Source organism: Microcystis sp. LE19-41.2A, assembly GCF_027530405.1.
GTDB lineage: Bacteria > Cyanobacteriota > Cyanobacteriia > Cyanobacteriales > Microcystaceae > Microcystis > Microcystis aeruginosa.
The window spans coordinates 1-13,857 of sequence record NZ_JAPZQJ010000029.1 but is presented as its reverse complement, the minus strand read 5'-3'; the positions used below and the strand labels follow the sequence as shown (position 1 = coordinate 13,857).

The 13,857-nt window shown below is 44.2% G+C and carries 16 protein-coding genes; 2 read left to right on the top strand and 14 right to left on the bottom strand.

All coding sequences use genetic code 11. The features are described from left to right. Positions 1-25: 25 nt before the first annotated feature. From O9290_RS01615 to O9290_RS01570, 10 genes are all read right to left on the bottom strand, one after another. Positions 26-286 carry a type II toxin-antitoxin system RelE family toxin gene (locus O9290_RS01615; protein WP_002780565.1) on the bottom strand — a complete coding sequence of 87 codons (261 nt, stop codon included), beginning with the start codon at positions 284-286 and terminating at the stop codon, positions 26-28. Beyond that, the gene (locus O9290_RS01610) at positions 287-541 is read right to left on the bottom strand and encodes a hypothetical protein (RefSeq protein WP_288055204.1); all 255 of its coding nucleotides are present in this window, start codon (positions 539-541) and stop codon (positions 287-289) included. 90 nt (positions 542-631) lie between these two features. Then, positions 632-898: a hypothetical protein gene (locus O9290_RS01605; protein ID WP_002760369.1), complete on the bottom strand. Its 267-nt coding sequence runs from the start codon at positions 896-898 to the stop codon at positions 632-634. A 125-nt stretch (positions 899-1,023) separates the two neighbouring features. Then, complete coding sequence (locus tag O9290_RS01600; RefSeq protein ID WP_002760370.1) at positions 1,024-1,719, bottom strand: PEP-CTERM sorting domain-containing protein; 696 nt, start codon at positions 1,717-1,719, stop codon at positions 1,024-1,026. Between the two features lie 471 nt (positions 1,720-2,190). Beyond that, positions 2,191-2,376, bottom strand: a complete 186-nt coding sequence (locus tag O9290_RS01595; RefSeq protein ID WP_002760371.1) for a hypothetical protein — start codon at positions 2,374-2,376, stop codon at positions 2,191-2,193. A gap of 24 nt (positions 2,377-2,400) precedes the next feature. Further along, entirely contained in the window at positions 2,401-2,577 is a 177-nt protein-coding gene (locus O9290_RS01590) for a hypothetical protein (protein WP_002760376.1), read from the bottom strand. A gap of 149 nt (positions 2,578-2,726) precedes the next feature. Next, positions 2,727-2,864, bottom strand: a complete 138-nt coding sequence (locus O9290_RS01585; RefSeq protein WP_002760378.1) for an element excision factor XisH family protein — start codon at positions 2,862-2,864, stop codon at positions 2,727-2,729. Positions 2,865-3,110: 246 nt separating this feature from the next. Then, positions 3,111-4,316 carry an argininosuccinate synthase gene (locus O9290_RS01580; protein WP_002760380.1) on the bottom strand — a complete coding sequence of 402 codons (1,206 nt, stop codon included), beginning with the start codon at positions 4,314-4,316 and terminating at the stop codon, positions 3,111-3,113. 162 nt (positions 4,317-4,478) lie between these two features. After that, complete coding sequence (locus O9290_RS01575) at positions 4,479-6,470, bottom strand: DICT sensory domain-containing protein (protein WP_288024283.1); 1,992 nt, start codon at positions 6,468-6,470, stop codon at positions 4,479-4,481. Positions 6,471-6,855: 385 nt separating this feature from the next. Next, the gene (locus O9290_RS01570) at positions 6,856-6,990 is read right to left on the bottom strand and encodes a hypothetical protein (protein ID WP_002736350.1); all 135 of its coding nucleotides are present in this window, start codon (positions 6,988-6,990) and stop codon (positions 6,856-6,858) included. A gap of 82 nt (positions 6,991-7,072) precedes the next feature. Between O9290_RS01570 and O9290_RS01565 the strand changes: the two genes are divergently transcribed. Next, positions 7,073-8,011 carry an SGNH/GDSL hydrolase family protein gene (locus O9290_RS01565; RefSeq protein WP_002760383.1) on the top strand — a complete coding sequence of 313 codons (939 nt, stop codon included), beginning with the start codon at positions 7,073-7,075 and terminating at the stop codon, positions 8,009-8,011. Positions 8,012-8,220: 209 nt separating this feature from the next. Here the strand turns inward: O9290_RS01565 and O9290_RS01560 are convergent, their stop codons facing one another. Both O9290_RS01560 and O9290_RS01555 read right to left on the bottom strand, forming a co-directional pair. Then, positions 8,221-9,348, bottom strand: a complete 1,128-nt coding sequence (locus O9290_RS01560; RefSeq protein WP_288055201.1) for a 5-(carboxyamino)imidazole ribonucleotide synthase — start codon at positions 9,346-9,348, stop codon at positions 8,221-8,223. Then, positions 9,345-9,854 (bottom strand): pentapeptide repeat-containing protein, encoded by a 510-nt coding sequence (locus O9290_RS01555; protein WP_002760385.1) that lies wholly within the window; start codon positions 9,852-9,854, stop codon positions 9,345-9,347. The genes O9290_RS01560 and O9290_RS01555 overlap by 4 nt, the downstream gene beginning before the upstream one ends. A 270-nt stretch (positions 9,855-10,124) precedes the next feature. Between O9290_RS01555 and O9290_RS01550 the strand changes: the two genes are divergently transcribed. Further along, complete coding sequence (locus O9290_RS01550) at positions 10,125-10,988, top strand: branched-chain amino acid ABC transporter permease (RefSeq protein ID WP_002760396.1); 864 nt, start codon at positions 10,125-10,127, stop codon at positions 10,986-10,988. A 235-nt stretch (positions 10,989-11,223) separates the two neighbouring features. On the opposite strand, the gene O9290_RS01545 is transcribed toward O9290_RS01550, so the two are convergent. Further along, complete coding sequence (locus O9290_RS01545; RefSeq protein ID WP_288025841.1) at positions 11,224-11,607, bottom strand: DUF4346 domain-containing protein; 384 nt, start codon at positions 11,605-11,607, stop codon at positions 11,224-11,226. A 664-nt stretch (positions 11,608-12,271) separates the two neighbouring features. Then, the gene (locus O9290_RS01540; RefSeq protein WP_288055199.1) at positions 12,272-13,666 is read right to left on the bottom strand and encodes a DUF2252 domain-containing protein; all 1,395 of its coding nucleotides are present in this window, start codon (positions 13,664-13,666) and stop codon (positions 12,272-12,274) included. Between the last annotated feature and the right edge of the window lie 191 nt (positions 13,667-13,857).

Sequence of the window (13,857 nt, the reverse complement as noted above, 5' to 3'; positions counted from 1 at the left end):
TGATCCCAATTATTTTAGTAAGTATTTAGTCATAAACTTCACTTCTATGACCTACTCTAACAATAATAATTATCCTACTCTCTCGATCAAATTCATAAATAACCCGATAATCTCCTACTCTTAATTTGTAAAACCCTGACCATTCTCTCGTAAGAGGTAGGGGAGTTATCTGTTCAAAGTTGATAGCTAACCATTTAATTTTATTAAGAATCCTCAGTCTGATAAAATCTGTGATCAAATCTAAATCAGTTATCGACTCTGGTTCAAAAGTAACAGAATAGCTCATTTAAGGTTCTATCCCATATCTTTTATCCACCTCAGCTGCAGGAATAGTCGCTCTTCCTTGTAGTCTTTTTTGTTGGATTTCTAATAACTTTTCTTTAAAAGATTCTTTAACTTGTTTTCCCTCATCCGGATCACCAAAGTATTCATCTAGAGTATCATCTACTGTATTACGGATTAAACTTTGTAACTCTTGGGGAGTCATGTCTTTTATCTGCATATTTTCTCTAATTAAAAAAAGGACTTTGACTCGTTGCAAGGTTCTACCTTGCAACGCAGATAAGCGAGGTTCTACCTCTACTTATTTCTTTGACTCGTTGACTCGTTGCAAAGTTAGCTCGTTGTCGGACTATTCTTCGAGTTGATAGGGACACCATTGACTTTTGGTGGCAAGTTGGGCGTTAATAAGCGTAAAAACGCGCTCTAGTTCAGAAAGTCCAGCATACTCCGCTTCTTCGTCAACAGAGAGACTGTCAGTTTTCTTCTTAGCTAATAACTGCTCACAACGAGATTGTAGCTCTGAAGTAAACCTGAATAAATAAATGTTACCAAATTCGCGGAGTTCAACCCCTTCTCTCATTAAAGACGAAGGTTGAATCATTAATTGGGGAGTCATTGGCTCTATTGATTGTTATTCCTCTTTCACCTTATCAGCTTAACAAATTGCCGAGGAAATGTAAAAGAATATTGATAATATTTAACCAATTTCGGGGCAACCCCTCTGTAGTTGCCCCTCCTCCCTTATCCCCGACGACGAAGGGAAGCGGCACCCAAGGCACCAACAGCGATTAAACTCACTATACCACTAGGTTCCGGGGTTGATACACCACCGCCACCAGCAGCAGTGATATCCCCATTAAGAGCCACAAACCCACCCCCGGCAACATTAGTGGAGTTGTCGGCAATTAAATAGACAGATAAGCCATTAGCATTCAGTCCATAGAGACGGAACTGCACCGGGCCGGTTTGGGGTGCTAAACTGCTTAGGTCAAAGCTGTAGGTATTAAAGCTAGTTGTTAAGTTAACTTGTGTCCCTAAATTATTGGTGAACCCATCAACACTAGAGCGCAAGACTAAATCTAGCTGCGTTTCAGTTTGGGCCGCATTGAGTTGTAAGTTAGTAAAATCGACTTGAAAACCTGCACTAGGTTGTACGGCAAATTCCACATATTGGCTGGTATTAACAGTGCTACCTGTATTCCAACCGTTAGTAGTAGAACCACCCAACAGGAAGATAGGATCATTCTCCCGATTTATCCCGGCGGTGTTTAACCCAGTGCTGGTTATATTCGCACCTACAGTATTCGCCGCTTTGGGATAGGTTGCGGTACTGGCATTAAATGAATTCCAACCAGCTACTATTGCCGCTTGAGCAGGAGTAACCCCAGCTAACCCCATCAGAGTCAAGGGGGTTAAAATTGTCAGTAATTTTTTCATGGATTCGATGACAGTAATAGGAGAAAATTATGATCATATTTAACGCTAGTTTTGCGCCAATATCCCACAGCCAAAACTATCACAAGGGGGGGGGAAGTCAAGGGTTATTTAATCATCATTTATTATGATTTTTATATTTAAGATAGTTTTGGGTTATATAAATATTTTTGACTGGTTGCAAGGTTATAGCTGGCAACGCAGATAAGCGAGGTTCTACCTCTACTTAGTTTCTTTGACCGAAATGATCACCTTCGCTACTAGGTTCCCCCGCAATAAATTGACCTGGTGCATCTTACATTTGCAGGAATACCGACAATCAGCAATTATACTAAATCCGTTGAGTATAGGCTGCTTATAAAGGAGAGAACCTCATGCAAAAGGGGGAATAAATAATCAGTTTTTAATAACCAGATTTAGTATTGGCCTGTTGGCGAATTTTATCTTTAATATAGTCGGGAATAGGGCTGGGATTCATGCTTCTAAGGGTGAAATTAATCCTCTTTTAACCGCTTCATTTAATCCTTGAGACTTCTTTAACAAGTTTATTTGATAAATTTGCATCAATGACCAAAGTTCCCTATTTTCAAAGGTTGATAAATCCCTCTCTTGTTGTTTATTGAGCAACTCGCTTAATCTTTGATCTTGTTCCGATGCCATTTGTAATTGAGTTAATTTGATAATTTATTCATCTGATAATGAATTTAGGGATGAGATTTTTTCGCCTTGATAATTGGGACTAATAGAAAAAGCGATCGCTTCTACTAATATATCATTAAGATCACGGTTAATTGAATGGGCTAAGGATTGAGCTAGATTAAAAATCTCATCAGGTAGGGTTAAAGTAATTGAAATGGCCATAAGCCTTTTTTATGTGGGGTTATAGAGATATTATGATTATAGCTCAAATTCTTGTTACCCATAGGGATAAACTGGTTCAAAAGTAACAGAATAGCTCCTTTAAGCTTCTTTTATAAACCTCAGATTTCGAGGCAAGATTTACCGATAACTTAACTCACGGCAAGACTGATTAAATTTCGATATAAAATATATTGTCCTAAAGCTATTTCAAAATCTCTCATAGGTGAGGGACTTAAAAAGCTTTTGATTTCTACAACAATTTTACGTCCATTTCTTTCAGCAGGCAAAGGTTTTTCTGCTGCTAAATCAGCAAAAATTCAACATCTTTATATTTAATTTTATAAGGGTGCTGATCCCCCCTTCCCCCAAGGTAGGGTTAATTCATGAATTAACCCTACCTTGGGGGTTGATTCGTGAATCAACCCTACCTTAATAAGGGGGGTACTGATCCCCCCTGCCCCCCTTGATAAGGGGGGTGCCGATAGGCGGGGGTATCTGAATTAACACCCACTTACTTAGGGGAGGATTGTTGATTACTTCCCTCTAGTTTTTTCGGCCCAAACTTTGCTCGGTAATCCCCAAACATAGATGAAACCTTCAGCAGCTTTATGATCAAATTGATCCTCGGCCCCGTAGGTAGCTAAATCGGGAGAATAGATAGAATTGACTGACTGACGACCGACGACTTTAGCGTTACCTTTAAACAGTTTGACTCGCACCGATCCCGTTACCTGTTCTTGGGTTTTGAGGATAAAAGCATCGATCGCTTCCTTTAAGGGACTGTACCACAATCCTTTATAAATTAACTGTCCGTAGGTATCTTCAATTCCCCGTTTATATTGGGTAACATCTCCAGTTAAAGTCAAACTTTCTAGGTCCCGGTGAGCATCAATTAAAACTAATAAAGCCGGGGCCTCGTAAATTTCTCGGGATTTAATTCCCACTACCCGGTTTTCGATCATATCTAACCGACCAACACCGTGTTTACCCACTAGGTCATTTAATTGACTAATTAGCGTGACAGGATCGAGATTTTCTCCGTTTAAACTGACGGGAATTCCCTGATTAAAACCAATATCGACGTATTCCGGCTCGTTGGGAGTATCGGCGATCGCTTTGGTCATGAGATAGATTTCTTCCGGGGGTTCCGTCATCGGATCTTCCAAGGGACCGGCTTCAATACTGCGCCCCAACAGGTTACGATCGATACTAAAAGGCGAGGATTTTTTCACGGGAGACTCGATCCCGAATTTTTCCCCGTAGGCGATGGTTTCTTCCCGGCTCATGCCCCATTCCCTGGCGGGAGCGAGAACTTTTAAGCTAGGATTGAGGGCCATAATGCCCACATCAAAACGCACCTGATCGTTACCTTTGCCGGTGCAGCCGTGAGAGACGGCATCGGCCCCGTATTTCTCGGCGGCCTCTACTAATAATTTAGCAATTAAAGGACGAGCCAGGGCGGTAGAAAGGGGATAACGATTTTCGTAGAGAGCATTAGCTTGAATTGAGGGAAAAGCGTATTCTTTGACGAATTCTTCTTGGGCATTGACGACTAAGGATTCGATCGCTCCGCAGCGCAGGGCCTTTTCTTGAATTGGTCCTAATTCGTCTCCCTGTCCTAAATCGGCGGCTAGGGTAATCACTTCTTCTACTCCCCATTCCTGTTTGAGATAGGGAATACAGACGGAAGTATCGACTCCTCCGGAATAAGCTAAAACCACTCTCTTGGCACGTCCCATAATTTTTTCACCTAAAAACGACTAATTGATTACTCTTTTAAGTTTATTATATATCCTGGGGATTGGATGCTTCTTTTTTAATGCTTTTTTGTTTAGTTTTTGATGAAGAAAAGGAATAGGAAGTCACGAGTAGAGAGCCAAAACTAAACGGGCAACCAGCCGCTATTTACGTTTACTAGCAGGACGACGGGAAGATTTTTTCGGAGCGGTATTTTGGGGATTATCGTTAGTTTTATCTTTAAATATTGGAATAGTAAAATGAAACTGACTGCCGTGATTTTTGCCCCTAGATTCTGCCCAAATTTCGCCGCCCCAACCATTGACGATCTGACGACAGATAGCCAATCCTAACCCGGTTCCCCCGGCACTGCGTCGCAGGGCCCCCTCCTCTTGGTAAAAGCGATCGAAAACCTGTTCTAAACGATTGGGTTCGATCCCGCGTCCAGTGTCAGAAATGGTTACTTCTAGAGTTTTTGGCTTTCCCGAAGCGACTTCGATCGAGACATTTCCCTCGCGACCGGTAAACTTACAGGCATTATCGAGAAGTTTGGAAAGTAATTCCACTAACCACTCGCCATCGGCTAAAACAAAGGGCAGATTAGGGGGGACAAGATTGCTAATTTTTGGATTTTCGTTGTCGAGATTGCGGGAGTGAACGTGACTGATGGCTAATTCCACACATTCCGATAAGGATAAAGCTTCGGGATTCCAATTAACCCGGCCACTTTCTAACCTGGAAAGAGTTAAAAAATCTTGGATTAATTTACGCATTCGTTCCGCATCTTTCAGGGCAGTATCAAGCATAATTTGGCGCATTTCTGCTGGCATATCCGGTTCCGAGGCCAAACTTTCTAGACAGACTTGAATGGTGGAGAGGGGGGTGCGTAATTCGTGGCCGGTTATGGCGACTAAATTAGAACGAGTGCGATCGAGAGCGGCTAATTGTTCATTTAAATCCTGTAAATTAGCGTAGGCTTCTGCTTGAATGAGGGCGACTCCGATTTGAGTGGCCACCGCATCCACAAGGGCGACATCCTCGCTTTTCCAAGTGGTGGTATAGGGTCCACAGTGATGCAGTTCCAACATTCCCAAGAGACGACTTTGGTAAAAAATCGGTACTAATAACCAAGAATAGATGGAACATTCCCGCACGAGATTTTGAATGGAATCGCCGGGGAGACGGGGATCGTGAATAGCGTCTTCGATTTTCAGGGATTCTCTCAATTCCAGCACTTCCTGAAAAAGAGGATTATTTTTCAGTGGCCATTTTTGTCCTTTGATGGAACTAATGCCGGAGTTTAAAAATTCGTGTTCGATGGTGGCGTTAATGTCGGCTTCCTTACAACGATAGACCACGCAGCGACAGACTCCCAATCCCTGCCCCAATTTCTGCACTGCCACCTGTAGGATAGCTTCCGGATCGAGGGAACGACGGATCGAGGCTGTCACCGAGTTGATCAGTCTTTCCTTGTGTTCTTTCGATGCCAAGGAACGATTGGCTTTCAGCAGTTTATACTGTCCCGCTTGCAAATAAGTGACCAATCGCTGGACAAAGGGATCTGGTTCCTCTTGATGATCCCTGTCCGTCAGTTCACAGATCAGGTATTCTTCTTGAGCGCGCCTAATTTTCTCCGCTAGTTCGGGACGATAATCGAGAATATGATTTAAAAGAATTTGGGCGGCCTGTTGACTCACATGGCGATCGCTCGTCCAAATCCCCTCAAAACGGCGATTATTATCCATAGCTGCCCCATTTTCCCCCTTTGCTGTCAGATGGGTTCGTTCCCGACAGATTAAACAACTAGCATAATGGCCACCGATAACCACTAGATGCCATTCTTGGGCTAAACTGTCCTCTGGTTGAAAAGCGATCGTCTCGTAAACGTCGGAACTATGCTTAAAATCGGTTTCTGGGGCGGACAAAACGTAAACTTGCCCGCTTTTGTGGGCAATGCGTCGATAGCGATGGGCTTCTTGACGATAAAAGCGCTCACGCTGAAAACTGGCAATCACTAACGGTTGATCGTCTTCCGCTAAAACCTGATCCTCCATGGCGTGGGATAGCGCGGTCAGGGATGCTTTGAAGTACATCTGCGATCGCCATTGGGGGAGTAACTGCAACAGTTCTGTTAAAACAGAAGTTGATCTGCTCATCGATGATCTGTTTCGAGTCGAGTGTGACTAGCAAGCGCAATAGAGGGAACTAGCAATTTCTCCCTTGACCCTATCCTACAGGCTCAAGGGGACAAGAGGTGAGATCGTGATGGCCAGAAATTTAAACCGAGTGATGCCAAAAGTGAGGGAAATTATTCTAGCTAACTAGAGGTTGCTGAATAAATCTAAAAACCTTGTTGGCTAAGACTTTTAGACTTTTGAGAAATCAAAAAGTGCCAGCCATTGGAGGGATCGGGGGGAAATTTTAGGGACTTTTTCCCTGAAAATTAGGTAATTTACCAGATGAAAATGGGTAAAACCCTACACCCTACACCCTACACCCTACACCCTGCCCCCACGAGAAACTTTTTGCCGCAAACCCTAACTAGATGTAGGCGACTTTCATTGCCCAAAGAATCAGAGCAATAATACTACCGATAACGATAATCGACGATATCGCCACTACTGCCGGTTTATCGGCTCCCTCGAATTTCATGATGCCACGATTTAAGTCTGACATTGCTTTTAACTCCTTTTCATGAGATGGATGTAGAAAGTATGAGACACTTTAGGATCATAAATTAGCTAACTCTCATCTATCCGTGTTATTAGAAATTGGTATCATTCGGCTGTCTTTAATCATTCTAGGCGTTCTTTTCGCCCTTGGCCTTCTCCTTGAGGCTATTTTAAGAATTGTCTTCGGGTTCGGTAATCCGCTTATTTACAAAGCTGATGCCGAAATTGGCTATCTTTTGGCTCCTAATCAACAAACGCGCCGTTTTTCCAATTTTATCGCCGTTAATCAGTATTCGATGCGGAGCGATCCGATTACAACCCAACGGCCTCCGGAGACGACGAGAATCATGTTAATCGGTGATTCGATCGCTAATGGCTCCTGGTGGACAGATCAAAAAGAGACCATTGCTGCTTTAATCACCAAAAATTTAGGCCAAAATCTGACGGGTTCAGTGGAGGTTCTCAATGCTTCGGCTAATTCTTGGGGACCGCGCAATCAATCGGCCTATCTGCGACGTTTCGGCACCTTTGAATCTCAGGTGATTGTGTTATTAATGAACACCGATGATCTGTTCGCTTTAGCTCCTAGTTCGGCGGTGGTGGGACGAGAAATTAATTATCCCGATCACCGGCCAGCTTTAGCTTTAATCGAATTTTATGATCGATATTTTAAGCGTTATCCTCCCCTACCACCGGTGCAAGAAGGAGGCGATCGAGTGGGCAATAATTTAACCGCTCTTGCCCAAATTCAAGCCCTTGCTCAGGCTAATCAAGCCCCTTTAATTATCGCTATTACCCCCCTCATTCGCGAAGCTCAAAAACAGGGGCGAGATTATGAATTAAAAGCCCGTCAAAGACTAGCGGATTTCACCAGCAACCAGCAGATTTTTTATCTAGATTTTCTGCCCATTTTTCAAGCCCATCCTACTCCTGATTCCCTCTATATCGATAATATTCATCTTAGTCGAGACGGTAACGAGTTAATTAGTCAAAAACTGACCGAGGCAATCAAAAATGTCTTTTAATTAGGGTCTGCTGAAAAAGTTTTTCCTGGGGGCAGGAGTCAGGAGTCAGGAGTCAGGAGTCAGGAGTCAGGAGACAGGAGACAGGAGACAGGAGACAGGAGACAGGAGACAGGAGACAGGAGATAGGAGATTATTTCTATTTATTCTCCCCACACCCTACACCCCACACCCCACACCCCACTTCCCCACTTCCCCACTTCCCCACTTCCCTAACAACCATACCAAAGCTTTTCTATCTGCTTTGCTAGAGCCAATAACTCAGAGCGATCGCTTGTATCCCTTAAGAGGGTGACATGGCCTAATTTTCGACCGGGACGGGATTTTTTACCGTACCAAAAAACGTGAGCGTCTGGAATTGCCGCTAAAACTGCTCTTTTTTCGCGATAATCGCCGTCACTATCCTCAAAACCCAATAAATTAACCATGACTGCCCCGGCAGATTTTAAATCCGTGGCTCCAAGGGGCAAATTAGCCACTGCTTGCAGTTGTAGGGCAAATTGGGAGGTAAGACAGGCAGAGAGGCTGTAATGACCCGAATTATGGGTACGGGGAGCGATTTCATTAATCAATACCTCTCCCTGGGAAGTGACAAATAATTCCATCCCGAAAACACCCACCGCCGACAAACTACTTAACAGATGATGGGCGATATGTTCGGTTTGAGCCTGTAATGATTGGTTAAGAGCGGCGGGAGCAATCACCCAGTGACAGACTTGCTCCTCTTGATGGGTTTCCACCACGGGATAGGTGACGATTTCCCCGGTTAATCCCCTAGCGGCAACGATGGCTAATTCTCGCTCGTAGGGAATATAAGCTTCTAACATCAAGTCAAGACGCTCTAATTGCCGCTTTTTGGCGTTTAATTCTTCAGGAGTGCGGATAATAAAGGTTCCTTGACCATCATAACCCTGTCGTCGCGCTTTCAGCACTAGCGGAAAAGGATAATTTTCTAGTGGGGATAAATTATCTATCGCCCAAAAATCAGGCACAGGCAACCCTAGGGAGCGTAAATAACATCTTTGCTCGTATTTATCCAATAGGGGGCGCAGATTTGCCAAACTAGGATAGAATTTCACTCCTGTGGCCGCTAATTCTTCTAGGGCATCTAAATTAACAAACTCATTTTCAAAAGTGATCAGATCACAATGTTGAGCTAGTTTTTTTGTGCCTTCCACGTCAGCTATTTCTGCGAAGACAACCCCGTCAGCTAAAGCAACGGCGGGATCGTCGGGGTGTGGTGTTTGTACAATTAGAGAAATGCCTAATTTCTTGGCTTCCTGTGCCATCATCCAAGCTAATTGTCCACCACCAATAACACCAACCCTTCTTTGCATCATTGATCACATCCTAAAGATTCCGGGGTAGAGACGCCGGTTTTTGAGTTGACACCCTCGGCTCTTTCACAGAGATTTTTGATTTGTTGAGCGTCAAGCACGGCAAAACTAAAATCAGCACCGTTGATATTGACTCCCTCGAAAATGGTACGCAGCATGATCGCTTCGGCAAAAATGGCATCGCTTAAATCGGAATTTTTAAAGGTACTCAGATAGGCTAACCCATTGGTTAAGTCCGCTCCATGAAAGTTGCCTTCGATGATAGAGGCTCCGTTAAACACTGCCCCGCGCAAATCGGCAGAACTAAAGTTAGAATCTTGGAGATTAACGTTAGTAAATTGGGCAGATTGCAAATTTTGTCCCGAAAAATCCTTTCCTGTCAGATTCTGGTTTTCATAACTGGCATTGGCTCCTGTGACAGCAGCAGAACTGGCTGCTAAGGCATTGACAGGAGATAGGATAAATAGTAAGGCAAAAAAAGCGATCGCTAATCGAAAGATAGTCTTCATTGGCGGAAAATTCCATCAGTGGGCATTCTTGATTTTATAGCAGTAAGTCATCGGCCGTCAGCTTTCCGCCAGCCGCTAGAAATTGCTGGCACACAAACCTTTATAATGGCTGTCTAGGCTTATACTGCCATGCAATTTGGTCTAAACAAAAATATTTAAGCCACGGGCCCCCAGCTTTCAGCTAAATAAAGTAAAAGACAAAAGTTAATTCATTTTCTCTCTCCTGACTTCTATTTCTAAGGACAATTTCTGATTTATACAAGAGGTTTGATGGATACACCGCAACTTTTATTCAATGGTTTAGCCGTCGGCAGTATTATTGCTCTGGCTGCTGTTGGGTTAACCCTTACCTGTGGCATTTTGCGTCTGTCTAATTTTGCCCACGGCGATTTTATGACTTTGGGTGCTTACATAACTTGGGTGGTAAATGCTCAAGGGATTAATCTCTGGTTAGCGATGCTGGTGGGGGCAGCAGTGACAGCTATTGCCATGCTCATTGCCGAGAGATTATTATGGAAACCTATGCGCGATCGACGGGCTGATTCTACCACTTTAATTATTATTTCGATCGGTTTGGCTTTATTTCTTCGCAATGGTATTTTAATGATCTGGGGCGGTAGTAATCAACGCTACGATCTGCCTGTGATGACCGCTACAGAAATTTTTGGGATTAAAGTAGCTTTCGATCGCTTGTTAGTCATTGGTTTGGCAATTATAGTTATTATTGCCCTCCATTTGTTATTGCAAAAAACTAAGATCGGTAAGGCGATGCGTGCCGTAGCTGACAGCAACGATTTAGCTAGAGTAACCGGAATTAACGTCGAATGGGTTGTCTTCTGGACATGGATAATTACGGGAGTTTTAACTGCTTTAGCCGGAGCGATGTTCGGGTTAATTACTGGGGGAGTGCGTCCCAATATGGGCTGGTTTTTAATCTTACCAATGTTTGCCGCCGTGATTTTAGGTGGTATTGGTAATCCCTACGGAGCGATTGCTGGGGCTTTAATTATTGGTGTTGCCCAAGAAATTAGTGTTCCCTTAATTGGTTCTGATTATAAATTAGCCGTGGCTTTATTAATTATGATCCTGCTGTTATTATTCCGTCCCCAAGGTTTATTTAAAGGCACGGTTTAACAGTTATCAGTTATCAGTTATCAGTTATCAGATGTAAGTTTTAAGTTTGAAGTTTTAAGTTATTTATAGCGCTTTTCACGTTACTGAGGTATCGACAAGTTTTGCCAACAAAGGACTTAAGCCCCTTGCCCATGCCTCATTCTGATGAAAACTGCTATATTTACTGATTACTATTTACTGTTTACTGATTACTGTTTACTGATTACTGTTTACTGATTACTGAAAAGCCCAATTTTTAATCCTGAATATATTCTTCCCCGGTGATTAAAGCGTATTCAGCGCGGGTGAATTCTCGACCTAAATAAGCAGCATGATCGAACATAGTAATCGGACAAGGGTGGGTTTCTTCGATCACTTTGACGGCTAATTCTTTGGCGGTTCTTGCGGTGTAAATAGTCTCAGGATTGCGATCAAGTTTTTGCCTAACACCGATAACTTTTCCCGTTTCTGGATCGACGGCTAAACCTTTTTCGTTGATAATATTGCTGTAATGTTTGGCACAGATTAACCCTGCTTCTCGGTCTAGATAAATAATAAAATATCCTGCGGGATCGAGAGCGATCGGACGTTTGGAAAGTTGATGATCAATAGCCGTGATTTGTGATTTTAATTCGCTCATTTTCTTGACAAAATCACTTAAATAGGGTCTGCTGAAAAAGTTTTTCCTGGGGGTAGGAGTCAGTAGCCGGTCGTCAGGAGTCAGGAGCCGGTCGTTTCAGGCTTTGTTGCCCTTGTTTTTTGTACCAAGCGATGTACTACAAGAAGGATAATGCAAGGTTTTTGAAAGTCCCAATCCTATTTGCTTGCACTAACATCGGACTTTAACAGGTCAAAAGCTTTATTTTAAAAGGGTTTTACCATTATTCAGCAAGCCCTAAATATGTAGATGAAAGCAAGAGCAAATTATATCACATACCATCATCCTTTTTCTAGAGCATTTTGTAGATATAGGCCGTATTTTCTGCGAGCAAATCTGACCTACTGAGCAATAATACTAAATCCTGTTTAAAAAGTATAGGAGCGTGGGGAGCGCTGGAGGAGGGAGAAACAATCCATAACCTGAGAGTTAATCGGACTATTAATACTAAATCCGTTGAGTATAGGCTACATATCAGGACAGGCAAAGGGCAAGAGGCAAGAGGCAAAAGGGGGAATAAATAATCAGTCTTTAATAACCGGATTTAGTATAAAAACGGATTTGGTATCATACCAGCTGCAATGTGGGGGCGCAAAGCTCGCGCCCATAATGTATGGTCGAGAAATAACAGGCTGATGGCTTAATGCTATAAATCTTCTTCTACCAAAGCCTCAACCCGTCCTGTTTTGACCGCTTCCACCAAAGCGGCGTGATCTCGTTCTGTCTGCTCGGCATAAGCGATCGCAAATTCGCCCAGGGCTAGATCGAACTGATCTCCTTTTCCCAAATAACCGCTAATGGTGGCCGCATCTCCAGATTTAGCGTGGGCGCGGGCTAAGGTCCAGCCACAGAACTCGGCGTAGCGTTGCAGTTGGACGGCTGATACTCCCTCAATGGGTAGGGAAAACTTCATATCCCGCAGTTGCCGTAAATAGAAGTTATTGCCCCGTCTTCCCTGGGTCCAGCCTAAAAATATGTCGCTAGAGGATTGCATCAATCTCTGGCCTGTAACCACCCGTTGTCCCTGATTTTCGTACTGGCTCTTGGCGGTATAGGGTTCAAGAACCGAAGGGCAAGCCTCCTTAACTTGTAGGATGAGGGGATGGTTATCTTCCGAGAAAAATAGGGCGATATAACATCTGGTGCCGACACTGCCAATGCCTACCACTTTCAGGGCAAAGTCCTCTAACCGGTAGCGATCAAACAGGACTCGGCGTTCCTCCGGCAGGGATTGGCGATAGTCTTCCAGACCCTCACGCACGAGAGTCTCCCAATCCGGTTCGTTGACATGGTAGAGAATGGGCGGCTGATCGACAAAGCGATTGCGTCCCGCGGTTTGGGTGACGATCTTGGGGTAGAGATGTTCGATGATGCGCTCGCGGGCTTTTGTCATCATCTGTTCCCGTATCTTCCGCGTCTTTTCGTCGGGAGCCATCTCGATCACCTGTTCTACTCCTATGCGCGTGTACCATACCTCTAACGGACTGAGGCGAGAATATTCCCGCAGGTGTTCCCGATAGGAACGAGCGCAATCGATCGCCGCTGCCTTCGATTCTCGATCGGATAGATCGCTATCCCTGCCGGCGATGACAAAGCTGACCACTAGACGCTTGAGGTCCCATTCCCAAGGTGCGGGTAGGGTTTCGTCGAAATCGTTAATATCGAAGACTAAATTGCGTTCGGGGGTGGCAAAAAATCCGAAGTTCAAGAGGTGGCAATCCCCGCAGGCCTGCACGATAATGTCGGTTTTGGGAGTGGTGGCCAGATCGTAGGCCATCAAAGCAGCGGAACCGCGCAGGAAGGTAAAGGGACTCCGCAACATCCGTCCGTAGCGGATGGGAATCAATTCCTGTAATCGCCCTCGATTTGATGCTTCGATGATCTCGATCGGCTCTCGACCAGCTGCGGGGGGTTGCCAGATAGCGTGGCGAGAACGCGGCAATCGCTCCCGGAGGGATTTACCGATCTGGATGCGTTCCTCCCGTGAACGGAATCGAGCTTGAGAGGGTGACCGGATCGGGGTTTCTATTTGGTGGTTCATAGCGACTTTTTCCCCTGAATGAGATTACATCCCTTGCTGTTAGATGACTAATTGACATCCTCGCCGCCCTAAAAGTGCGGCGATTCCTAAACCTCACGATTTAAGTTTCTGCTTCCACCACCGTCGCATACCACAGTTAAAAAACCATGTACTGTCTTACACAGAGTCCACAGACTTTCGCCCCATTTCAG